The organism is Streptomyces sp. Alt3, from assembly GCF_030719215.1.
In the GTDB taxonomy this organism is placed as follows: Bacteria; Actinomycetota; Actinomycetes; order Streptomycetales; family Streptomycetaceae; genus Streptomyces; species Streptomyces glycanivorans.
In genome coordinates this window covers 180,783-201,759 of the sequence record NZ_CP120984.1, presented here as the reverse complement: position 1 = coordinate 201,759, position 20,977 = coordinate 180,783, and the positions used below count along the sequence as shown (strand labels likewise).

Genomic DNA, 20,977 nt, shown 5'->3' with positions numbered 1-20,977 from the left:
CTCATTCGAGGCGGTCCGGCGCCGGACTTTGAACCGATGGTGGGAGGATGCGTTCGAAGGTGCTGCGTCCGGTGCGGGGGTCCAGTACGGCGACCCGCAGCGGGACCCTGGCGGCGGCCCGGATGCGGGCGAGCCAGGTGTGGTCGGGGACCAAGACGTCGAGCTTCTCCGGCCACCGGGTGAGCGCGCGGGGGTCGGGGCAGACCACGGCGGCCAAGGCGTAACCGCCGTCTGTCCCCCGGGCTCGGGCGTGGACCAGCAGGCCGTTGCCGTAGCGGGGGCTCTGCTCCCCGTACGCGATCGCCTTGCCGGAGGCGGAGCGGACCAACCTGGTGAAGGTGTCCCAGGCCGTGAGGTCGAAACCGGTGCGCTGGAAGAACCCCGCCAGCCGTTGCATCTCGTTGTGCCGTTCCTCAAGTTCGGCCTGGCGGTCCAGGGCCCGCTGCTCGGCGGCCCGGCGGCGCCGGTCGGCGGCCGCGGCCTGTTCACGGCGGCGCTCCGCGGCGGCCTCCTGCTCGGGAGCTTCGGCGTCGGCCTCCAGCCGCGCACGCTCCAGGGCCCGTTCCTCGTAGGCGGGCGCCGTCCACCACACCGTCCCGTTCACCGCTGTGTGAACGCGCACCTTCCCCTGGAGGATCCATGCGAGGGCGTCGCCGAGCGGGCAGGTGATGTGCTCCCACGTGGCCTTCGCCTTCAGGGTGCGGGGTGTCCAGGTGTAGCGGGCCAGTCCGTGCCGCACCGTCCAGGAATTCTCTCCCTCAGCGGGGACGGTGGCTCTGAGCGTGGGCACGGCGCGCGTCCAGGGGCGGTCCTGCATGGCGACCCAGCACGCCCCCACCCCGTCGCGCGCGTAGCGGTCGGTGCGCATCCTGGCCTCGGTGGGCGTCATCGGCGACAGTTGCGCCTCCAGCGCCATGAAGGGCCGGTCCCGGTCGTCGAAGACCAGGACGTCGGCCCGCCAGTCCCGTAGGTCGCTGCTGACCTCCAGCTCCGCGCGCCACCCGGCCGCCCGGGCCGCCATGGCCAGCTCCAGCTTCAGGAAGTGATGCTCCGGCGACTCGTTCGCCAGCTCGCAGTCCGGCGGCCGTACCTGGTGGTAGAAGTGGCGCAGGCCGTAGCGGGAGGATCGGGCGAAAACTCTTCCGCCGCATTCCGGACATGCCAGTCGCATTCCCTTGACCCGGTGGATCTCCCCCCAGGTGCGCCCGCACCCCAAGTCGTTCAGCGACACGTCCAGTCGGCCCCAGACCGGATGCACAGCGGTGTAACCCATCAGCCCCCCCCCTGACGCCCATCGGCATCCCCAGTGTCCCCACGCCAGAGCGGGCCCGGGCTTGAATTGCGGAGATCGGCCGAACCCCGGTGCGGGAGCGGGCAGCTGCAGAGCTGGGGGGCCTGGGCGTGGCCGGTTTGGCGCGGCTTGGCCGCGGTCCGGCGGAGGGTCGTCGGCTGCCGAAAGCCGACGCGTGGTCATCAGCCTCAGTACGGTTGACGAACCACTCGCAAAGTGGTCGCGTCCGTGCCTCTTCGGCGGAGGCACCCAGGGGCAGGGCAGTCTGCGGCAGGAGGGGTTCGTGCGGTTCACCGTGCTACGGGAGGACGAGCATCTGCGAGGTGGTGCTCGCGGGTGTGTCCTGGTGCCGGCGCCGGTGTCGCCAACGCAGGGTGATGAGTACTGCACGCTGTATCGACTGTGGTTCCGCGATGGTGCGGGAGCAGACCGCGAGCTGGGTTTGGTCAAGATCGGCTATGCCGACCTCATCCGAGGGGAACGTCCCCTGGAGGTTGGGGACTTCGCCTCGTTGGGACCGGGGCACGAGCGCCGCTTGTACTGGTTCTCGGTCGGCCAGAACGACAGCTACTACGGCAACATCCGGGCACTTGGCCCGATGCTGCGTGCGGAAATTTTGGACGGGCTGTGCGACATCGCCTACGACGAGGACCTGTTCGATCAGGCGACGCTGTGGGACGTGACGCACGCGTCGTTGCTTCACGCGGTCGCGCCCCAGACAGTCGGGGTCCAGTTCCGGCGCATCGCCTGGGGAGGCTCGCAGTTCACGGACTACAACTTCTCCTACGTCGCGCCCGCCCCTCCGTGCGATGAGGAAGCCGCGCCCGGTCCCTGGCGCCTCTCCTTCGCTGTACGGCCCCATTCCACTCCGCCGACGAACGTGCACGTCCTGATAGGCCGAAACGGCGTGGGAAAGACCACCCTGCTCAGCGGTCTTACCAGCGCAGTGACGAACCCTGACCAACGAGGTGCTGACAAGGGGCGGATCGAAGGGGCGTCTGGGCCCGGGACGTTCGTCAACGTGGTCTCGGTGACCTTCAGCGCCTTTGATCCTTCCCAGGGGCGCTCTGAGGGCGAAAGCGGGCAGGGCGAGCTGATTGGCTGGGACTCTCAGGATGGGTACGGACGAGCGTCACCCTCGGTTGCCTACCAGTACGTAGGTCTGGCCAAGGTCGATGAGATGGGCCGGCCCACAGGAGAGCGCAGCTCCTACGAGGACCTGCGCAGGGGATTCAGTAGGAGCGTGGCGGAGGTCGTGGCTGCCGGCCGTGTCGACCGGTGGGTCGCCGCGCTGGACAGGCTGGGCAGCGACCCTCACTTCCACCAGTCTCCCGTCCACAGTTTCGCGAGGGATCTGCGGGAACACGGGGCGTTCCTGACAGAGGACAAGGAAAGGGCCGAGGCACTCTTTGCCTCGTTGAGTTCGGGGCACGCGATCGTCCTGCTGACCATGACGCGGCTCGTGGAGACAGTTGCCGAGGCGTCCCTGGTGCTCTTGGACGAACCCGAGGCACATCTTCACCCGCCCTTGCTGGCGTCGTTCGTCAGGGCTGTGTCGGATCTTCTCGCCGACCGCAACGGCGTCGCGGTCATCGCCACGCACTCGCCGGTGGTCCTGCAGGAGGTGCCGCGCTCGTGTGTCTGGAAGATCGGCCGCTGGGACCGCGGTGTCCGGCCCGTGCGGCCGGAGATCGAAACCTACGGGGAGAACGTCGGCATCCTCACGCACGAGGTCTTCGGCCTGGAGGTCGCCCAGTCCGGCTTCCAGGCCGAGATCGAGAAGGCGGTAAGGGAGTGCGGGTCCTACGAGGAGGTCCTGGCCCGTTTCGGCGGCCAGCTCGGCGGTGAGGCCAAAGGGCTGGTCCGGATCCTTCTGGCCTACCGGGAGCGCCGCTGATGTGGCCGCTCGAGCCACCAGCCGTGTCCGCGCGCCTCAGCTTCGACACGTGCGTGGGCAATACCCGTGACCCGCAGCGCCGCGAACGGCTCGTTGCCGCCGGGGAGAGCGTCGAGGACGCGGGGGCGCGCTTGCGCGTCGCCGCGCAGGAGGGCGCTCTGCACGATCTGAGGAGCGGGTCCTTCTCTGTGCCGGGGATCGGTGCTGACGATGCTGTGCGGTGGGTCTACAAGAACGGCATGGTCGAGGGGAAGGGCCGCCAGATCTACGACCAGTTGATGCGGGCCCCGTTGTACGAGCGGTGTCCCCTGTGCGGGCATGGCACCGTCACCACGCTGGACCACTTCCTGCCGAAGAAGCTGTTCCCCGCGCTGTGTGTGGATCCACTCAATCTCGTGCCGGCGTGTGCCGAGTGCAACCACGCCAAGGGCGAAAGGGTGCCCTCGAGCGCGGAGACGACGCTGCTGCACCCCTACCTGGACCGCATAGACCAGGACCGGTGGCTCGAGGCGAGGATCGTGGAATCAAGCCCTCTCTGGCTTGAGTTCTTCGTCAGTCCCCCGACCTCGTGGGAGCAGGTACTCGCGCAGAGGACCCGGCATCACTTCGAGCGGTTCCGGCTTGCTGAGCGGTTCGCCGTGCAGGCCAACCGCACCCTGGCGGGCATCCGGCGACAACTCACCAGCCTGTTGCAGGTGGGCGGCGAGGAGCCGGTGCGCGCCTACCTGGCCGCCGAAGCCGAGACCCGGCTCGCCGACCGTCCCAACGGCTGGGAAGGAGTGACCTACCGGACTCTGGCAGAAGACGACACCTTCTGCGCAGGCGGATGGCCGCAATGAGCCTGTGGTGTCCGGCCGGGGCCCACCGGGGGGCTACCAGCAGTGCGGCCCGTCTTGACGACGTGCGAAGGGCGCCGGACGGGCTCCGCACCCCATGATGCCCCTCCGAGCACGCCATAGAGGCGCGGCATGGCCGAGGCGGCGCCCGCACGGCCGTGGGTGAGGTCTGGGCGCGGTCGCATGCGCGGGATCGCCGCCAGGAAGCGGGCTGTTGGACGCGACCGCCGTGAAGCGCCCGGATGCGGTGTGGCGATCGGCAGTGCGACCGGGTCGCGGTGCTGGTGGTGCGGCCCGGCTTTTGGAGCAGCTCGGCGCAGAAGGCAAGGTCGCCAACCTCGCCCGCTACATCAAGACCGGCGAAGTCACCGCCCGGGACACCGGAGAATAGGGAGCGTACGGCGGATGATCACCGTTGAAGAAGAGCTCAGCCGGGCGGTCCAGGGGGCGTTCACACGCCCGGTGCCCAAGTCCGCCGGGGCGTAGATGCGTTACCTGGTGCGCCAGCACCAGGGCAGCACCCACCAGGTAGCCGGTCTGCTCGGCATCAGCCAGCGCACCGTGGAGCGGTATGTGAAGGGCCAGATCAAGCATCCCCGACCGCAGCTGGCCACCCGGCTGGAGGGAGAGGTCCGCAGCCGGTGGCAGCCGCAGGTCAGGGCCCGGGCCCGGCGACAAGCGGCCACGACCGACGGCATCATGATCGACGTGCAGGCCCGGTTCGGCTACACCGCCGCCGCCGGATCCACCGACCAGTCCCGCATCCGCCACCTCACCCTCGCCCTGCCACGCCGCCCGCCTCCTCGACGCCCAGGCCTCCGGACTCGACGAGGACCAGCTGCTCCAGCTCACCGCCGAAGCACTCGGCGAGACCTACTTCCGCGACAACGGACGCCGCGCCCACGGCCTCGAAGTCGAACTCACCGACCTCCTCGACCTCCAGTTCCGGCTGTAGGCGAGAACGGGCTGGCGGGGCGGTTTGCGGGTGCGTGAGCCGAAGCACGACAGGTGTCGTCAAGGCAGGCGTGCTGTCACCGGGGCCACCGGACGGTGAGTGCGGAGCAGAGTTCTGGACCGCTGTGCGGTCTCAGCTGTCCACGCCGGCTTCCCATTTACGTCGGCGTAGTACGTAGTCGCTGAAGAGGTGTCGGCTCCGGTCGAGCAGTTCACCCACCTCCGCGTCGCCATGCCACTCGTCCGGCGACGGATGCCAGCGCTGCACTGATTGTCCCGCCCAGGTGCGCAGCTTGATGTCCGGGTCCTCAAGCAGACCGACCGCCGCCCGTAGCGCCACGATGCCGCCGCGGGCGTCGAGCAGCCGGAATGCGCCGACGCGGACGTGCCGCGGCCGTTCGGAGGTGGTGCGCTCCGCTAGCCAGTCGGCGGGCGATTCCTTGGCCGAGGGCAGCAGGGCGGTGGCGGTCTCGCGGACGACACCGGCGGCAGGGTCGTCAAGGAGTGGCCACAGCACTTTCGCATCTACGCAGTCCAGTGCCCGCAGTCCTGCCACCGCTCGCGCCCGTACCCCGGGCGCCGGGTGCACGAGCAGCGGCCGCAGCAGCCCGGCGTCCGCGCGGATCCCGCACTCGGCCAGCCCGATGACCGCACCAGGCGGCAACTCGGGGGCGCCCGGTGCTGTGCACCGCTCCCGGTACCAGGCAACCGGGTCACCTCCCAGCTGGCTTACGACGTACCGGGCACACGCACGCACGAGCGCGGAGCGGTCACTGAGAAACAGTTCGGCCTGCTTTGACCGCTCCGCCCGTCTCAGGGCGGTGACGCCGGCCGAACGGGTACGTGGGTTGCGTGCGGACAGCAGGGGAGACAGCACATGCTCGTAGGCATCCTCATCCCCCAGGCCGGTGAGCGCAGCTGTGGCACACAGGTTCTGGACCACGGTGTCCTGGTCCAGTGCGGCGGCACGGGCCAGCTCGGCGGGACGGAGCAGTCGGCCCTCGATGGCGAGCCGGTACGCGAACCGCCGGACGATACGGTCGGGGTCAGCGAGGAGAACAGAGAGCTGTCTGTGGGTTGCCTGGCCCAGGATCTGGCCGAGCACCTCGACGCCGAAGGCGCCTCGGTCGCGGCGGCCGACGCTGAGGATGAGCGGCGCGAGGCCGAGGGCAGAGTCAACGGTCAGAGCTTCGCGCAGCAGCTGCCGGGCGTGCTCGCGCACCGGTTCGACCCAATCGGCGCAGCGGATCACGACCAGCGGCAGCAGACCGGGGTATCGAACCGACTGACGTACCGCCTCCTGACGGATCCGCCCGTCGCGGTGGCAGAGGGCGAGTGCGAGCCGAGACTCACCGAGCTGAGTCAGGTCGGCGGGCAGTGGGGCGGAGTGCTCCCACCTCGGCGCCGGCAGGAACTGCGGGCGGTTCCAGGCCACCTCGCGCACTCCTTCGTCCAGCGCGAGCCAGTGACCGGGGTCGGCGATATCAAGCGTGCTGTGAAGCGGCGTACCGCCCGCGAGCCGTATCGCTGCCGCTGCCCCGTCCTCGATGTTCTCGATCATTCCCGCCCCTCCAGCACTCGTACCAGGTGATCGTAGAAGGCGGGGTTCGCGTAGGGCGCGTGAAATATGGCCCGCGATCGCCGAGGGCCGCCGCTCGGCACCGTGCCCGCCGAAGCCGAACGCGGTGACATCGCCCCTGCTTCGGTTGTCGCTGGTGACAGGTAGAGCGCCGCATCGGTGACAACCACTCTGCTTTGTCCTACCGAAGCCGCAGGCCACCGGATGCCGATGGCGGCAAGCACCGTGCTTCGGCTCAGTGCGCCCGCGCGCCGGGTTGACGGTGGCACTGCCGGACGGCTTCCATGGTGTGCGGGCCTGTGAACGCCCGGCCGCGCGACGGACGACGCCCCCGCTGCTTCCGTCGCCGAGGACCGGCCAGAAGTGTCACCGCACGATCTGCCGCACCGTCCCTTCCTTCACAGCGCGTACCGCCCGGGGGCCGGTTCCGCGCGGAAGAACACTCATGAACCCTGCGGCCGCTCTCCACCTCACCGCCGACCGGCGGCGCAGCACCGGTGAATCCCACCAGGCTCTGCACCCGTTGCTGTCCGGCCCGGGCCAGGGGCTGTCCATCCCGGCTGCGCGTGACGCCGAGCAGGCCCGGCTGGAGGCCGAGGTCTTCCAGCGGGTCTGCGCGATGGGCGGTCTGAGCTGTCATGCGCTGGGCATCGTCCGCGTGCGGCCCCAAGAGGACGTGCTCACCCTCCGGCTCGTCGACGAGCCGGCGGTCCTCGGTCACTGGGTCGAGTTCCTGTATCCCCGGGTCAGCGACATCAGGGACGCTGGCGAGGACCCGCGCGACCGGGTGAGCGGTGTGCCCGGGCTGCGCAGCGCCCGTGTCCCCGGCGGGGTACGCCTCTACCGGCCGGGCCTGAAGGCGGCGATCCTCCTGCGCGGATTCAGCCCGGACAGGTGGGAGCGGATCGCCGCGAAGCGCGAGGGCGTCTACGGGTCTGTGCTGCGGCGACCGGACTGGACAACCGTCGAAGAGGCGGCCTACGACGCCCAGAGGGTCCAGCCGTTCGACATCCTGTCGTCTCTGCTGCGCCGGATCCGGGCGACCGCCGGCGCCGGACCGGTCAACAGCACCGACGTCTGGACCAGCGGCAGGGGGATCCGGCTGGAGACGACGGACGGGCCGCCCTGCTCCGACCTCGTCCGGCTTCTGACGAAGGGGCCCTGCGGACTGGGATGGGAGGTCACGGCCAAGACGTGCACCTGCCGCTGCGATCACCCCCATACCTCGACCGGATGCTCCGTCGACTTCCTGGACCCGGCCACCGGACGGCCGGTGTGGTACTCCAACCTGAAATGGAATCGCACCCTCGACGACAACCGCGTCGAGACCCTCGCCCGGCTCCGGTCCGTCTTGACATGAACCACACCGGCAACAGCTCCGCACCTGGGGTCCGTTCCGGCGGGGAACGGCGCCCGGACAGGAGCTGACGCGGCAGGGCCGGGCACGTCCACGGCAGCGTTCCCACCCCGTCCCGTGCGGGGGCGCATATGCCTGGCCGTGCGCTCCCGCACCGCGCCGGGGGCGCGCGGGGCGCTGCTGAGCGCCCGGGCGTCACAGAGAATCTGCGTCGCGGCGAAAGACAAAAGCCCAGTTCACAGGCCTTCACCTCACGAGGGGAGAAATTGAGGTGAGGCCGCTGTTGAGAAACGGAGGCGGGCGGGCCTATGAGCCGGTGAAGTAAGTCGCCGGCCCCGACCCGAGGAAGTCCCCTACCCGATGCCCGAGTTCCCCGAGCTGATCCCGCTCGTCCTCCAGATGCTCCCCCACATGCTCGTCCTGCTCGACCGCCCTGCGTTCAGGCGCTCGCGGCACCACGGCGCCCGCCCCCCGGCCGGCCCCGTCACCGTGCCGACCGCGGCCGGCAACTCGGCACTCCTGGAGCTGATGCGCGGCATGCCGCCTGGCACGGTGCTGCGCTACGAGGCGCCCGACGGGACAGTGCTCACCTGCTGGTCGGCACCGGGTACGGAGCATGGGGAGTACCGGCTGTGGTGAGCCCCGGTCACGGCGGCGGCCAGTACGACGCGGGCCGTGCCTACCTCGAGAACCTGGGCTCTGAAGGGTATGAGGAATTGCGCAGGAAGGTCATCGCTTCGCTCGGCTGCTTCTCGCAGCTCAACCCGGACGAGCGCGCGGACGTGACCACCGAAGCCGTCTTCATGGTGTTGAGGAGCGGTCGTCTGGACCCGTCGAAGCAGCCGGTCGCCTACATCAAGACGACCGCGAGACGACTGGCGTTGGAGAAGCTGAAGAGGGCCGGTGGGACCGTGCTCATGGACAACGTCGACCTGTCCGGCCTGGCCGACGTGCAGGTGGAGGCGGAGCCGGACGAGCAGGACGAGGAACTGGAGGCCAGGGTCTCCCAGGGCATGAGCCGGATCGCCTCTCCGCAGCAACGCGAGGTGACCAGTCGCATGGCACGGGGAGAGTCTGCCAAGAAGGTGGCCGAGTCGCTCGGGATCTCCCGGCAGCAGGTCGACACGCAGTACAACCGCGGCCGCGCCAAAGTACGCGCCGCACCGGAGGTCAGCCCGTTCGTCAGGGCGGCGTACGTGCAGAGCGCCGGTCGCAGGCGCCTGGCGAAGGACGGTGAGTAGGGGATGCGCGACCACGAATTCGAGGCACCGGGCCACCCGGCGGAGGATGAGGACCACGGCATGCGGATCACGTCGGCCTACGAGCAGTTGCTCTCCCGGCTCTCGGGCGGTGAGGAGGACTTCTGGGACCGGCCGGACGGCAGCTGGGGCGAGGGCGGGTACGAGAGGGATGAGGAGCTCAGCGAGGCGGAGGCGGAGCGGAGGGCCGATGCCAACAGCGCGTACGTGATCGGGAGCAAGGCCCTGCGCCGCGACGAACTCGACAACGCGCGCGCATGGTTCGCTGTCGCCACGGACGCCGAGCACCCCGGGGCGGCCTTCCGCAGCGCCCTGGCGGCCGCGCGGAGCACGGCGCAGGCGGACGCCAGCGCCATCAGCGACTTCCTGCGCACCGCCCCGGCTCGCCGGGACACGGAGGTACGGCGATGGCTGCGCATGGCTGCGGACTGGGGACACGGCGACGCACGTCACCTCATCGCTTCTCTGCCCGAAAGCGATGAGGCGTCCTGGGCCGGCACCAGTGCCGGTGCGGCAGGGGACACAGGAGCCGCGGCAGGTCGCAATGGCGAGGCGCCCGCGCCCGGCAGGCCCGTGCGGGTGGAGGACACCGAGTTCTACGACGAGATGCATACCTTCCTCCTCTTTCCAGGCCACGGCGAGCAGCCTCAGCCTGGCCAGGAGACGGCAACGCGGCATGTTCGGTTGGCTGCCTGCTCGCCTACTTCAGCGGGCCTACCGTAGGGGCACCCGCGTCGTCTTCCTGGTAGACGCGTGCCGCGAAGCTCTTCCAAGAGCATTCGGCTCCCGACCCCCGTCCGCCCCGGATGAGCTTGGGCCGCTCTGGGAACAGGCCTATGAACGCCTGTCCGTTTCTGCGTGGGGAGCCAGCTCGCAGCACACGGCCCGATACTGGCCACCCTTCGGAAGCGAATTCGGGCCAAGGCTGCCCCTGGCTGTGGTGACCAAGACGGCCACGTCGCTACGGATGGCTGACGTCCAGCCGCTCGCTACGGACAAAATCAGTGATCTTCTGCTTCTGCTCGCCCGCGCTGTGAAGCGGCCAGTCGCAGATCCCGCGGACGTCGCTCGGGGGCGATGCGCCGGTGCTCCAGAGCGCTGGCCGGGTTCCGGTCTGTGCGTGGCCAGTGATCAACGAGGGCCGGCCGCTCGCACACCGCTGGCGTGGCTCTTGTTCCATGACATCGTCTCCTTGGTGGAGGACTCACGCGTTGATCACCTTCCCAGCCCCGTGGCCGACCAGAGCAGCCTGAGATCGTGCAGGCGGGTTTCTGCGTCCTTGGATGCCCTGCAGCAGTTCGGGGAGGCGGATATGGGGTGGGAACCTGCCCAGTGGTTCGGGCTCCGCGCCGCCGTCGCTGCCTCCGCAGTCCGGCACCCGGAAAAGGCGGGGGCCGGATATGCGCTGGTGCACCTGTGGTGCACAAACCTGCGTGCCCGTGAACCGAGTTGGTGGGTGGTGCTGACCTGCGACAACTGGCCGGAAATGAGCACCGCAGTGAACTCACGACGTGATGCTGCCCATGGCAGCGCGGGGCTGGTGGATTGCCAGTGCGCGCAGTGCGAGCGGGCCCGGCCCGACAAGCGTCTGCCGCAGCCTGGGCCACGGCCGCTCACCTCGTAGGAGAGGACAGCTCAGTTGGAGGACACAGCACATGTGAGGGCGGGGGCTCCCACCGCGGCGGCAGATGCCGGGCCCGGGCGGCGGCGGCGGCTCGCGCCGGCGGGGCCTTTACGGACGGGGCCGCTGACCGGGGAGCTGACGTCCTCCCTGATCGGCCGGATCGCGGACCGTTATGGGATGGGGCGCGCGGAAGTGCTGCGGCAGTGGTCGCTGACCGGGTCACCTCCCCGGCACCCGGGAGGCGGCGGCATCCGGCCGGATGGGGAGGTGGTGCTCAACGAGGCGGGGCGGCGGGTGCTGGCCGAGCTGTGCGGGGTGGATCCCCGGGTTCTGGGCCGGGCCCTGCCCGCCTACGCCGCTGACGGCCTGGCAAAGGACTCCGGCAGCGGCACGGTGGCCCGGGCGCGGTGGCGGGCGGCACAGACGGTCGGGGGGCCCGCCGTATTCGGGTGCCGTTCGTGCGTCGCGCGTCGCACCGGGCGGGCGACGCGCTCGGTGCTCTACCGGCCGCGCTGGCAGCGGGTGTGCGTGCGGCATGGGCGGTGGGCGTTGGACGCGGACGCCGACCAGCGAGGGTGCGGGACGGGTCATTGCGCGGGCTTCTTCGCGGGGAGGACGCGGCCGCACACGTGCATGTCGAACGTTCCCCAGCCGCAGAACCCGCCGTGCGGCAGGTCGCTGGCGGTAAACGGGATGAGACCGCCCCAGCTCTCGCCGTGCTCGCGGCGCAGCAGGACACCAGCCAGTTCCGGGTGCTGGTAGGCGAGGTTAGTGAGCCAGCCGCGGGCAAGGGCACGAAGCTGCTGGCTCGTCATCAGGGGCGGGCGCCACCGGCGGTGACACGTCGGTGTGTGTCAGCGTCGTGTCACGGGGCGGGGTGCTCGAGAGTCGGCCTCTGTCGGTGGCCACTCTCCATAAGATTGCCCCTGATGCGCGACCAACGAGGAGGCATGGGTGGGCAATCTGGGGGGATACCAGACGATGACGACGCTGGCGAAGAAGGTGGGCGGCCCCGGGGCGCTGACCCTCGTCACTGCCGTGGGCGGGTGGGCCTTCGGCCGGGGCGCGGAAGCTGGCGGGAAGAGCGTATTCAAGGCCGCCAAGGCTGCGGCCAAGAAACGGAACGCTGCGTGCTCGACGAAGGGTCAGGTCTTCGCCGTCGTGTTCGACGGCGAGGACGGCAAGGGCCTCGCGCTCCGGGCAGGTGACCAGTACCGAGTCATGGAGTGCGACGGGGAAGCGATCCTCATCGAGGTGCTCGGTGGCACGAACAATCCCTACTTCACGTCAGAGCAGTTCCTGGCGTCGGTGTCGGGCTTCCCCACGGCGGAGAAGATTGATGCCGAGTAGCTCGACTGTGGCTGTGAGCACTCGAGTCAGCAGCTGACCCGCACCACCCGCCGAGCCCAGCCGTAGTGTCCTGCGCATCGCGTCCTTCCTTGCGCTGCTCGTCTGGGGCTGCTTGCGTGAAGGGGACGGGTCCCCGGCAGTTGCGATACCGGGGACCCGCCCCCTTCAGGGTGCTGCCGCGTGCCGGTCAGGCCGGGCTGAGGGCCAGGTTGTAGTGGCGGCCGGTGGCCAGGTAGACCGTGAGGGTGTCGCCGTCGGCAGTAGCGGCCCGGTAGGCAGGGTGGGCTAGGAGCGCGGGGACGATGACGTCGTGCAGCACGCCGGCGGTGGGAGCGTCGGCGTGCCCCGGGGCGCCAGTCGGGTACTGAAACACCTCGCCGTCGGGGCCGGGCTGGAAGTCGAGCACCCAGGTGCCCCCGGCGGCGGTGAAGACGATGTCGCCCGCCGCTCCGGCGTCGGTGGCGTCGCTGGCGCTCGGGTGCGCCTCCAGGACATCGGCCAGACGTACGACCTCTTCGAGCTCGCGCGCCGGCGACAGCCCCGTGCCCTCTCCGGCGATCAACGGGTGCGCCCGTGGCTGCGGGGATGGCTGGGCAGGGAAGCGCAAGGGCCGCCCGGAAAAACCGGGCGGCCCTTGCTGCGGGTCCAGCCTATGGGGCGTCGGTGAGCTCTTCGATCCGGTCGGCCAGGTGCTGGGCGGGGCTCAGCACTCTGCTGTAGCCGGATTCTTCGACTGCGTCGACCTTGAGGGCGCGGACGGCGGCGCGTAGGGCGTCGCGGTGGATGAGTTGGTGGCGGGTGGGTGTGCGGGGAACGGGGTTGTCACAGGTGGCGGCTTGCAGGGCCCAGTGGTCGGCATCGCGGAGTTCGCCGCGGGAGAGGTGGTAGAGGTGGAGGCAGTAGGCGGAGGTTGCGTTGCCGACGCCGGCGGAGAACTGCCACCAGAAGCGGGCGCCTTCGCGTTCGTCGACGAGGAACAGCAGGGAGGCGAAGCGGAGGGCGCCGTCCTCGTCGATGCCTTCGTGGGCGAGCTGGGAGACGTGTTCGGCGGCGTCGCGGTGGTGCAGAAGGTGGGCGGAGAGGGTGGCGAGTCGTCTGCTGGCCTGGTCATGGAGGGTGGGAAACTGGCCGACGGGGGCGGGCTGCGCGCCGAACATCATGGAGGCGGTGACGTCGCGGACGATCTCCTGCTTGAGGTCGGCGAGGTCTTCGTCGGTGAACGGGTCGGGGTATCCAGCACCGCCGAGAACGTCGTGGATGCTGCGCATTGTGTTACTCCTTCTCATTCTCGTCGGAAGCCGAGTCAGGTGACAGGCCGAGTTTGATGGCGATCCGTTCGCGGGCCAACCGCCGGTGGGAGCGGACGGTGTCGGGCTTGATGCCCATGATGCGGGCGATCTTGGGTGAGGAGTAGCCCAGGACGTAGTGCATGACGATGACGTCGTACTGCCGCTCGGGCAGGCCTGCTATCGCGGTGTAGAGGCCGAGCGCGGACTCCATCACCGCGAACTGGCGCCGCATCATCTCCAGAGTGGCGCGAGCGGCCTGCTGGAAGGCGGCCGTCTGCACCATCTGGGAAGTCTGACCCCCCAGCCGCAGGTGGGTCTCCACCCGCTGCTTGAGCAGCTTCCAGGCGTACGCCTCGGGGCTTTCCTGTTTCAGCACGTTCGCCCAGTTCAGAGCGAGGTGGGAGTAGCAGCGCCGGACGACCGCCTTGGCGGCATCTTTGTCGCCGAGCATCGTATGCGCGTACCGCAGGTGGGCGCGGGCATAGAGGTCGTAGAACGCCTCCTGGTCCGGAGTCATCCGGTACTCGATGCCCTTCAGGTTGTTGATCTCTTCCAGGAAGCTGGATCGGGGGAGTTCGTACTGGGCTCCCGGTCCGTCAGGCTCCCCCGGTGACGAGGTGGTGGACATGTGCCTCATGCCTCCCCGCTGTGTGAGTCCGGCAGCGGCGGGCGCCCTTGGCGGGTGCCGGCGGCCGATGTGTCCTCCAGTAGTTGGGTGGTACCGACCCGCACTCCGGCGCTGAGCAGGCGCCGGGTCAGGGCGCGTGCGTCGGGGGCGAATACGCGCAGGGCGGTGACGACCGCCAGCACGACGAGAAAATCGTGAACGACCACAGTTCCCATTCCTCGGGGGCACACTGGGCGGCGCTCCATCCCCTGTCCCGGGAGCACCGGAGAGCGTCTGTGCCCTCAACCGCAGCTTCTCGAAACCCGATAGGCAAACGCGCATCGCAGCCTCGTCTTTTTTGACTGAACGCGATCGGTTGACTACGCAAAGGCGTAGACCACTGCTTGCAGTCACACCTTGATCACTTAAAGTCAACGCTCCCACCAGGGGAAACGTGCGCGTCCAGCCCGCCTTCGCTGCCGCGCCGTGCACGTCAACTGGGCACCTGCGCACCCGCAACGTGACCTACATCACGATCGTTAAGCAGGGGTAAGTCACCCGCGCGGTACACACCCGCAGCATGCAAGGACTGACCACGTCCCGCGCGCTGGCGAGGTCGACCTCACATCGAGAAGAAGAGGTTCGGCCCGACAGCAACGGTCACGGCCGCAGCCCAGCTGCACTACTCCCGGTTCGTCGACATGGCGCAGACCTGGCCGAAGCTCTGTGGCCGGTTGGGCTGACCCTGGCGAGGCGGTGGGGAGCGACGCGGCTCTCGACGGGCAAGGTCGTCTGGTTCGAGATGACTCTGCCTTCAAGGTGACGCTTCGGGCTATGGACCTCATAGATCGCCAAGCGGTGTTACCTGACCGGCACTGACTGACCTGCTGCGCTCCTCCACGATCGACCCGTCGGTGCTGGTGGTGTGCGCTACGTCCCTCGCCCGGGCGTGTGGTGCGGCTCGCACCGCATCAGCAGCGGTAGCCGTTCGGAACGTGGAGAAGAGCCACGAAGATCCAGACCATGACCGCAGCACCGGCCGTGCCACCAAGGAGGGCAACCGCGAGGTTCCAACGTCCTACGTAGCCGACGAGCGCACCCCACCACATTGCCGAGATGATCGTGAGCAGAGCCCCGTAGAAGATCAGCGCAAGGCCGTTGGCCGCGCCGTTCACTCCGACGTCGCATGCCCGCCAGGCAGCCGAGAGAAGTACAGACCCGATCACGCCGGTGACCAGGCCTCCTACAGGGGCGGCCACACAGCCCCACTGCCCGCGCGTCACTTCCGGGTCCTGACCTGCGGAACGTCCTCGCCGTTGCGCTGCGCTTGCTCCATCTGATCCATCGCGTCGTTGATTCCTTGCCGGAGCTGTTCCTCGGTCAGGTCGTCACCGTACTTCTCGTAGAGGTCGACCCCAACCCGCATCGTGATCTGATCGCCCTGGTCGTCGTCTCCCGTGAGCACCGTTTCTCCGAGGGAGGCGCCCTGGATCAGGGTGTCCGTATCGAAGCCGGCGGCCCGGCCGACGTATCCGTAGTGCACGTTGGAGTAGATGTCGTAGAAGACTTCGCGGTTCGTTCCGGGCTGCTTGAAGTAGTAGTCGTCGATCGTCTGGAGGTCGTACCGCTGCTGGAGCTGGGGCTTATGGTCCCAGTCCTGGCCCGGGGCCACCTTCGCACCCCACATCACCATCGCCGCGTTGATGTCCGAACCGTAATTCCGCCCGAACTCATACCATTCCGGCTCATCAAGCAGAGCCTTTATGTTGCCGACGGTGTCCGACTTCGCGTTCCGCTTCATCTCCTCAAAGATCCACTTCTCCGCGTCAGTGAACTTCTGCTCGCTGCGCTCCTGCCCTGTCGGGGGGATGACGGGCGTGGCGGTGGCGTTGAAGCCTCCGACCGTGCCGTCAATCAGGTTGCCGTCCACAACCACGGCTTCGAGCGCTTGCTTGACGGCACTGTCGAATTCGTCCACGGCACGTACAGCTGCAGCGATATGCGAGGTCCAGGACTCCTCCACACCTTTCAGGTCCGGGTCGTGGCGCAGGGCACGTTCCTGCGCCGGATCCTGGAGGCGTGTGAAGTCGAAGGCGGCCCGTCCTGCTGCCGAGACCGCCATACCCGCGGCCACCGCGTCGTCCCGGGTCGATTCGACCTTCTTCTTCAGATCCACGAAACCGGTGTGCGCGTCTCTCAGGATCTTGGCGACCGACTTTGCCTCAGTTTGCGCGGACGTGTACTCGCGTCGGGTCGTCGCGAACTTCGTGTGCGCTGCTTCCACGCTGAGCCCATGCCAGTTCTGTCCCAGCGTGATCTTCTGGACGGTCTCCCCGTAGCGCTTCCCGACCTTCGCAAGGTCGGTGGCCATCGTTTCCCATTTCTCGGCAGCCTTGGTCAGAACAGTGAGATCGGTCGTCATGATTTCCTGATACGACAGCACGGACCGACCGCCTACAGCTCGTCAAGACTGGATCTGACACCTCGAAGCTCGCTGCCCGTGCCAAGATCATTCTGAAAGAACAGACCCGAAGTGTTGCGCAAAGAAGCCTTTTCCGCGGCAAGTCGCCCCATCAGCACTCTCACCTGCTGATCCCAGATCCCCACGACCTTCTTCAGGCCGGAGGCGGTCTCCCAGCCGTCAAGCGTCCTGGCCGCGGTGCTGGTGCTCTCCTTCGCACCATCTGAAAACTTCTTGGTGTCCGGCTCCAACTCGGTCTCGATGCCGTTCGCCGCCGCATTCTTCTCCGCCGGCGACGAGCCAAACAGACCACCACCCCCCGGAACCAACGGGCCAGCCGGTGTACCGCCCTCGCTGCTCTCATCCCACGCCACGATCAGCCCCCTCCCTGAACTCAGCTCAGATCATATGCAGAACGACCGATGCCTCGGCCCCCTTTGTTCACCAAGGGGCGTGAGGCATCGATGGCTTGCCAGCATCCGCGTCTTCGATCCACACGCGCACCCTGCGCACAGGAACTTCTTTTCCATCAAAGCGTGATTGATCGCGTGATTATCCGAGTACCCCGAGATCGGTATCGGGCCGGCAGTGAGCGCCGGCTCGGATCCCTTCGGAGAGAAGGGAGCGGGCCTGGTCCCGGCCGATGGTCCGACGCCGGCTTCCTGCGGCGTGGCAGTGGCCGGCCTGCACCTCGATCGGAGGCCAGCCCTGGCCGATGCCCAGCTCGACTATCCAGTCCGGCGTCGGGGGGCGAGGCCGGGAGGGTTGGGATCGGTCACGTCCGCGAATGTGGCCACGAACGCACCACCCAGAACGGAATGCGAGGTCGAGGTCGAGGTCACCGAAAAGGACGGTCGCGCTGGCGGCATGTTGACGCCGGAAGCCGCCGCACCGCAGTGTCCTCGCCGTTCGGAGAGTGGGGTGTAGTCCCGGCCAGAGGAAGGGCCGGAAAGCGGCGCGTCACATGGAGTGTTTATGGGGAGATACGGCCGGTTGCAGCTCTGAGTGACCAGGGGGTTACGTGAAGTGGAAAGACGCGTTCGGCAGCGCGATGGAGGAACTGAAGGCGATACGGGCCCTGCTGGCGCCGGTCGGTCGTCTTGATGACCCGACGGTCGGGCTGACGGCCCTGCACGGTGATCTCACCCAGACTCGCCTGAAGATCCTGGAGGTCGTGCAGGGAGGTGTCACCGGCCTGCGGGAGGAGAACCGGGAGGTACGCCGCCGCCAGGACCGGATGATCAGCGACCTCAACGAAACCCGCGGCGAGCTCCAGCAGCTGCTGGAGCTCGCCGTCATCCTCCGCCCCCTCGCGGAGCTCCAGCGGCCGGCCGACGCACCCGAGGCCGACGCACCGGCGCCTGGGGGGCCTGCGGCCCCAGAGCCCAGCCTTGAGTACGGGTACGAGCCCGCCGCCTCCGCAACGGCACCGCCCACCTCATCCGACACCGACTCCCAGGGGGGAACCATGGAGAGCAACCAGCAGCAGCCACAGCCGGAACCGGAGCGCCAGAACCGGGACCAGGACGACGCTCTCAAGCGTGCGATCCAGGCCGCCTACCAGGGCAACGGCACGCCCGCCGCGCCCTCTTCCGCCCCTGCGCCGACCGGCGGCGAGGACCCGCGGGTGGCCCACGGGGTCCTGCTGCTGAAGGCCGCCGGGGTGGCCTCCGTGGACTTGGTCGCGCACCGCGACACCTGGGAGTGGCTCACCGCCCTGGCCGTCGACCATGACCACTTCCGCACCCCGCCCTCGGTTGAGGACGTCAAGGAAGGCCGCGTCCAGACCGTCCTGTCCGGCCGCTCTCTCATCGGCCTGCTCATCAAGCTCTGGGACACCCGCCACGCCACCACCCCGCTCGAAGCGGACTGGGCACTGGCCACGACCGCCTACAACCGCATCGCCACCGAACTCACCGGCGTCGACGGAGAAGGCCAGACCATCCGCATCGTCCTGGACGACGGCCTCCCCCACGAGACCAACGACTGACACCATCCCGCACCCCCGGCCGTCCGTACCGGCAGGCACGGCCGCCGGCCCGCCCGTGGCACGGCAGGAGGCCCTCACCGCGATTGGTGCGGGCCTCCTGCCAATCAGAGTGCGAGGGTGAAGCCCCAGGGGGGATCTGGCTCCTGACGGTGCGCGGCAGCTGTCATGACCGGGAGCGTACGCCCGACAGACAAGCAGGCCCAGAGGACAGCTTCCCTGCTCGTTTTCGCGGACTACCAGAGCGGTTCGCGGTGACGGCCCCTGGACCGCAGGGCCGGACGCACTTCTGATGCGGGTCAGCCTTCCTGCCGGTCGCACACCCACCAGACCGGAGGGCCGTCGCAGTGGGCGCAGGGCCCATGGCAGCGGCGGTCGGTCCAGCCTGCGTGGGGCAGGGCAACGCCGGGGCAGTCCTGACCGAGGGTGCAGGACATGCTGCCGTCCTCGTGATCGAGCTGATGGCCTGAGCAGCCCCCCAATGGTGGTAAGCGCCCTGGCGAGGCCGCTGAGATCGGGTGGGCCCATCTCTCGGGCCATGGCGACCAGGTCCTCGAAGACGAAGTCGGCGGTCTGGTCCGGGCGGTCGGCCTGGAGCTCTGCGCACATCTCCTCGGTGACGCGGTGCCCGTTGAGGAGCGGCCAGCCATCGAAGCCGACTTTCAAGGAGAGCTTCTCCGCTCCGATGACGTCGGACCTCCATTCGCCGCCCTTCGGGTGCGGCAGCATCACCGCCAGGGCGTTCTGGAGGTCATCAGGGGTGCGCACCTCGTGGACAGTGGCCGACGAGGCGCCCGTCCGGGAGGTTTCCCGCAGGCGCCTGTCCCTGCGGGCCTGCTTCGCGCGCTTGGTGTCTCGTCCCATACCGGCCTCCTCGATCGGTGCTTTTCCGATCGGACAACGACAGGGTCGACCGAGTGGCAGCGCCACTACGCCACCGCCCGCGCGCTGCTGGGCGAGGAAGGCGGGCTGACCGAGGTCCTTCCCGGCGTCCTGGTCCACGGCTGCGACGTCGGCGCATGGATCAACCGACAGCGCGAACACGCGGTGTGGACCAAACTGCTGCCCGAGCAACGGCAGCGCCTGGAAGCGCTCGGGCTGACCCCTCTGCCCGCAGTGCCGGCCAGGAAGACGGCGTCCACGGCCGGGGCGTTCGAGCGGGGCGTCCTCGCGCTGAAGCAGTACCGGGCCCGCACCGGCACCGTGACCGTGCCCCGAGCCCACATCGAAACCGTCGTCATCGACGGCCAGGAACACCCCATCAAGCTGGGCGTGTTCCTCACGAACAGCAAGACCCGCAGAGCCAAGCTCGCCGCCGACAAACTCGCCGTGCTCGCCGCACTCGGACTGGACTGGGCAGCCTGACCACACGAACGACGGCGCCCGCCCCCGGAGAGATCCCAGGGTCGCCGTACGGGCTCTCCTGCGGCAACCGCGGGACTACTTCAACGTGACACGGGCCTTCGTTGCCAGGCCTTTGAATTCGACGCAGATCCGGGTGCCACCCACCCGTGTCGCGCGCTTCCAGCCGCGGCCACGCGGCGGAGGGTGGTCGCGGCGGGTGCTTCGGGTGTTCCGTTTCTTCAGGTGAACCGGTCTCGCGATCGGGTGACGTAGCGTCGGTGCCCAACCGTCGGGCAGGGGGCTGCTGCTACACCACCTCTCGTGATGATCCCCCTGCTGCGACGCGGCCTGCCCGCGCTCGCCCTCGCCGCCCTGACCCTGCTCGCCACCCCCGCCCCCACCTTCGCCAGCACCCTGCCGGTTGAAGAACTCCCCTTCACCTCCTACGCCCCCGCACAGACCCCCAACGGCGCCTTCGGTGCCCGGCGGTCGCTGGGACTGTTCGAGGCGATCGACGAGCTCCCGGTCGCCGAGGAGCACCGGGAGGGCTACAAGCGGACCCTCTACAAGCACTGGAACCGCGGACTGAACGCCACGGACGGCTGCGACACCCGCCGGGAGGTCATCCTCTCCGAAGCCGTGAACGCACCCGAGGTCGCGGCCGGCTGCAAGCTCACCGGCGGCTCCTGGCGCAGCGCGTACGACAACCTCGTGGTGAACGACGCCGGGAGGCTCGACGTGGACCACTTCGTGCCGCTCGCCGAGGTCTTCGACTCCGAGCAGACACCGTGGAGCGCTGAGCGGCGCGAGGCCTACGCCAACGACCAGGGGTCCCCGGACACGCTGATCGCGGTCTCCGCCGCCTCCAACAGGTCCAAAAGCGATAAGGACCCCGCGCAGTGGATGCCCACCGACGCGTCCTACCACTGCACCTACGCCGCGACCTGGGTCGCGACGAAACTCCGCTGGGACCTCGCCGTCGACGACGCCGAACGCCAGGCCCTCCTCGGCACCGCCGAAGACTGCTCCGGCACCGCCGTCACCTACGAGCCCGCGCGGTAGATCCCGGCCTGTTCAGCCTCTCGCCGGCCAGAGGTGTTCGTACGTCGGCGCCCGCCCCCGGATCTCGTCCCGGGGGCGGG

General features: G+C 68.9%; 22 protein-coding genes and 2 pseudogenes. 13 read left to right on the top strand and 11 right to left on the bottom strand.

Going from position 1 to position 20,977, the window contains the following annotated elements; all coding sequences use genetic code 11:
- Window position 1 precedes the first annotated feature (1 nt).
- Window positions 2-1,273, bottom strand: a complete 1,272-nt coding sequence (locus P8A20_RS38100) for a competence protein CoiA (protein WP_306105406.1) — start codon at window positions 1,271-1,273, stop codon at window positions 2-4.
- A gap of 301 nt (window positions 1,274-1,574) precedes the next feature.
- Between P8A20_RS38100 and P8A20_RS38095 the strand changes: the two genes are divergently transcribed.
- The 4 genes and pseudogenes from P8A20_RS38095 (at window position 1,575) to tpg (ending at window position 4,979) form a co-directional block, all read left to right on the top strand.
- Window positions 1,575-3,188 carry an AAA family ATPase gene (locus P8A20_RS38095; RefSeq protein ID WP_306105405.1) on the top strand — a complete coding sequence of 538 codons (1,614 nt, stop codon included), beginning with the start codon at window positions 1,575-1,577 and terminating at the stop codon, window positions 3,186-3,188.
- Window positions 3,188-4,027, top strand: coding sequence for an HNH endonuclease (locus tag P8A20_RS38090; RefSeq protein ID WP_306105404.1), 840 nt, complete (start codon window positions 3,188-3,190; stop codon window positions 4,025-4,027). Before P8A20_RS38095 ends, P8A20_RS38090 begins: the two co-directional genes overlap by 1 nt.
- 211 nt (window positions 4,028-4,238) lie before the next feature.
- Window positions 4,239-4,415, top strand: coding sequence for a hypothetical protein (locus P8A20_RS38085; protein WP_306105403.1), 177 nt, complete (start codon window positions 4,239-4,241; stop codon window positions 4,413-4,415).
- Window positions 4,416-4,429: 14 nt separating this feature from the next.
- A pseudogene (gene tpg, locus P8A20_RS38080) lies at window positions 4,430-4,979 on the top strand (telomere-protecting terminal protein Tpg).
- Between the two features lie 132 nt (window positions 4,980-5,111).
- On the opposite strand, the gene P8A20_RS38075 reads toward tpg, so the two are convergent.
- Window positions 5,112-6,539 carry a hypothetical protein gene (locus P8A20_RS38075; protein ID WP_306105402.1) on the bottom strand — a complete coding sequence of 476 codons (1,428 nt, stop codon included), beginning with the start codon at window positions 6,537-6,539 and terminating at the stop codon, window positions 5,112-5,114.
- 463 nt (window positions 6,540-7,002) lie between these two features.
- Here P8A20_RS38075 and P8A20_RS38070 point away from each other — a divergent pair, with 463 nt between their 5' ends.
- The 5 genes and pseudogenes from P8A20_RS38070 to P8A20_RS38050 all read left to right on the top strand — a co-directional run.
- Window positions 7,003-7,917, top strand: a complete 915-nt coding sequence (locus tag P8A20_RS38070; RefSeq protein WP_306105401.1) for a hypothetical protein — start codon at window positions 7,003-7,005, stop codon at window positions 7,915-7,917.
- A 357-nt stretch (window positions 7,918-8,274) separates the two neighbouring features.
- A complete protein-coding gene (locus P8A20_RS38065) occupies window positions 8,275-8,553 on the top strand; it encodes a hypothetical protein (RefSeq protein ID WP_306105400.1) in 279 nt (92 codons plus the stop codon).
- On the top strand, window positions 8,550-9,155 hold the full coding sequence (locus P8A20_RS38060) for a sigma-70 family RNA polymerase sigma factor (RefSeq protein ID WP_306105399.1): 606 nt from the start codon (window positions 8,550-8,552) through the stop codon (window positions 9,153-9,155). The genes P8A20_RS38065 and P8A20_RS38060 overlap by 4 nt, the downstream gene beginning before the upstream one ends.
- A gap of 3 nt (window positions 9,156-9,158) precedes the next feature.
- The gene (locus tag P8A20_RS38055) at window positions 9,159-9,896 is read left to right on the top strand and encodes a hypothetical protein (RefSeq protein WP_306105398.1); all 738 of its coding nucleotides are present in this window, start codon (window positions 9,159-9,161) and stop codon (window positions 9,894-9,896) included.
- A 934-nt stretch (window positions 9,897-10,830) separates the two neighbouring features.
- Window positions 10,831-11,325: pseudogene (locus P8A20_RS38050) on the top strand (hypothetical protein); the annotation flags it as partial.
- Between the two features lie 59 nt (window positions 11,326-11,384).
- On the opposite strand, the gene P8A20_RS38045 reads toward P8A20_RS38050, so the two are convergent.
- Window positions 11,385-11,612, bottom strand: a complete 228-nt coding sequence (locus tag P8A20_RS38045) for a hypothetical protein (RefSeq protein WP_306105478.1) — start codon at window positions 11,610-11,612, stop codon at window positions 11,385-11,387.
- A 139-nt stretch (window positions 11,613-11,751) separates the two neighbouring features.
- Here P8A20_RS38045 and P8A20_RS38040 point away from each other — a divergent pair, with 139 nt between their 5' ends.
- Window positions 11,752-12,147: a hypothetical protein gene (locus P8A20_RS38040; protein WP_306105397.1), complete on the top strand. Its 396-nt coding sequence runs from the start codon at window positions 11,752-11,754 to the stop codon at window positions 12,145-12,147.
- Between the two features lie 187 nt (window positions 12,148-12,334).
- Here the strand turns inward: P8A20_RS38040 and P8A20_RS38035 are convergent, their stop codons facing one another.
- The 8 genes from P8A20_RS38035 to P8A20_RS38000 all read right to left on the bottom strand — a co-directional run bounded on the left by P8A20_RS38035 (window position 12,335) and on the right by P8A20_RS38000 (window position 17,227).
- A complete protein-coding gene (locus P8A20_RS38035; RefSeq protein ID WP_306105396.1) occupies window positions 12,335-12,709 on the bottom strand; it encodes a hypothetical protein in 375 nt (124 codons plus the stop codon).
- Between the two features lie 88 nt (window positions 12,710-12,797).
- Entirely contained in the window at window positions 12,798-13,415 is a 618-nt protein-coding gene (locus tag P8A20_RS38030) for a hypothetical protein (RefSeq protein WP_306105395.1), read from the bottom strand.
- Between the two features lie 4 nt (window positions 13,416-13,419).
- Window positions 13,420-14,064, bottom strand: coding sequence for an RNA polymerase sigma factor (locus P8A20_RS38025; protein WP_306105394.1), 645 nt, complete (start codon window positions 14,062-14,064; stop codon window positions 13,420-13,422).
- Window positions 14,065-14,069: 5 nt separating this feature from the next.
- Window positions 14,070-14,270, bottom strand: coding sequence for a hypothetical protein (locus tag P8A20_RS38020; protein ID WP_306105393.1), 201 nt, complete (start codon window positions 14,268-14,270; stop codon window positions 14,070-14,072).
- A gap of 744 nt (window positions 14,271-15,014) precedes the next feature.
- Window positions 15,015-15,302 (bottom strand): hypothetical protein, encoded by a 288-nt coding sequence (locus P8A20_RS38015; protein ID WP_306105392.1) that lies wholly within the window; start codon window positions 15,300-15,302, stop codon window positions 15,015-15,017.
- Between the two features lie 20 nt (window positions 15,303-15,322).
- Window positions 15,323-16,465, bottom strand: a complete 1,143-nt coding sequence (locus tag P8A20_RS38010) for a polymorphic toxin type 44 domain-containing protein (RefSeq protein WP_306105391.1) — start codon at window positions 16,463-16,465, stop codon at window positions 15,323-15,325.
- 32 nt (window positions 16,466-16,497) lie between these two features.
- Window positions 16,498-16,878 (bottom strand): hypothetical protein, encoded by a 381-nt coding sequence (locus tag P8A20_RS38005; RefSeq protein ID WP_306105390.1) that lies wholly within the window; start codon window positions 16,876-16,878, stop codon window positions 16,498-16,500.
- Between the two features lie 178 nt (window positions 16,879-17,056).
- Complete coding sequence (locus tag P8A20_RS38000) at window positions 17,057-17,227, bottom strand: DUF6233 domain-containing protein (RefSeq protein ID WP_306105472.1); 171 nt, start codon at window positions 17,225-17,227, stop codon at window positions 17,057-17,059.
- 298 nt (window positions 17,228-17,525) lie between these two features.
- Between P8A20_RS38000 and P8A20_RS37995 the strand changes: the two genes are divergently transcribed.
- The 3 genes from P8A20_RS37995 (at window position 17,526) to P8A20_RS37985 (ending at window position 20,897) form a co-directional block, all read left to right on the top strand.
- A complete protein-coding gene (locus P8A20_RS37995; RefSeq protein WP_306105389.1) occupies window positions 17,526-18,494 on the top strand; it encodes a hypothetical protein in 969 nt (322 codons plus the stop codon).
- A 768-nt stretch (window positions 18,495-19,262) separates the two neighbouring features.
- The gene (locus P8A20_RS37990) at window positions 19,263-19,856 is read left to right on the top strand and encodes a helicase associated domain-containing protein (protein WP_306105388.1); all 594 of its coding nucleotides are present in this window, start codon (window positions 19,263-19,265) and stop codon (window positions 19,854-19,856) included.
- Between the two features lie 303 nt (window positions 19,857-20,159).
- Complete coding sequence (locus tag P8A20_RS37985; protein WP_306105471.1) at window positions 20,160-20,897, top strand: HNH endonuclease family protein; 738 nt, start codon at window positions 20,160-20,162, stop codon at window positions 20,895-20,897.
- The last annotated feature ends 80 nt before the right edge of the window (window positions 20,898-20,977 follow it).

What these genes read in the sequence shown, in the direction of transcription:
- P8A20_RS38100 (WP_306105406.1), bottom strand. Translation starts at nt 1,273, where the DNA reads ATGGGTTACACCGCTGTGCATCCGGTCTGGGGCCGACTGGACGTGTCG.
- P8A20_RS38090 (WP_306105404.1), top strand. Translation starts at nt 3,188, where the DNA reads ATGTGGCCGCTCGAGCCACCAGCCGTGTCCGCGCGCCTCAGCTTCGAC.
- P8A20_RS38075 (WP_306105402.1), bottom strand. Translation starts at nt 6,539, where the DNA reads ATGATCGAGAACATCGAGGACGGGGCAGCGGCAGCGATACGGCTCGCG.
- P8A20_RS38070 (WP_306105401.1), top strand. Translation starts at nt 7,003, where the DNA reads ATGAACCCTGCGGCCGCTCTCCACCTCACCGCCGACCGGCGGCGCAGC.
- P8A20_RS38065 (WP_306105400.1), top strand. Translation starts at nt 8,275, where the DNA reads ATGCCCGAGTTCCCCGAGCTGATCCCGCTCGTCCTCCAGATGCTCCCC.
- P8A20_RS38055 (WP_306105398.1), top strand. Translation starts at nt 9,159, where the DNA reads ATGCGCGACCACGAATTCGAGGCACCGGGCCACCCGGCGGAGGATGAG.
- P8A20_RS38045 (WP_306105478.1), bottom strand. Translation starts at nt 11,612, where the DNA reads ATGACGAGCCAGCAGCTTCGTGCCCTTGCCCGCGGCTGGCTCACTAAC.
- P8A20_RS38030 (WP_306105395.1), bottom strand. Translation starts at nt 13,415, where the DNA reads ATGCGCAGCATCCACGACGTTCTCGGCGGTGCTGGATACCCCGACCCG.
- P8A20_RS38025 (WP_306105394.1), bottom strand. Translation starts at nt 14,064, where the DNA reads ATGTCCACCACCTCGTCACCGGGGGAGCCTGACGGACCGGGAGCCCAG.
- P8A20_RS38010 (WP_306105391.1), bottom strand. Translation starts at nt 16,465, where the DNA reads ATGACGACCGATCTCACTGTTCTGACCAAGGCTGCCGAGAAATGGGAA.
- P8A20_RS37985 (WP_306105471.1), top strand. Translation starts at nt 20,160, where the DNA reads ATGATCCCCCTGCTGCGACGCGGCCTGCCCGCGCTCGCCCTCGCCGCC.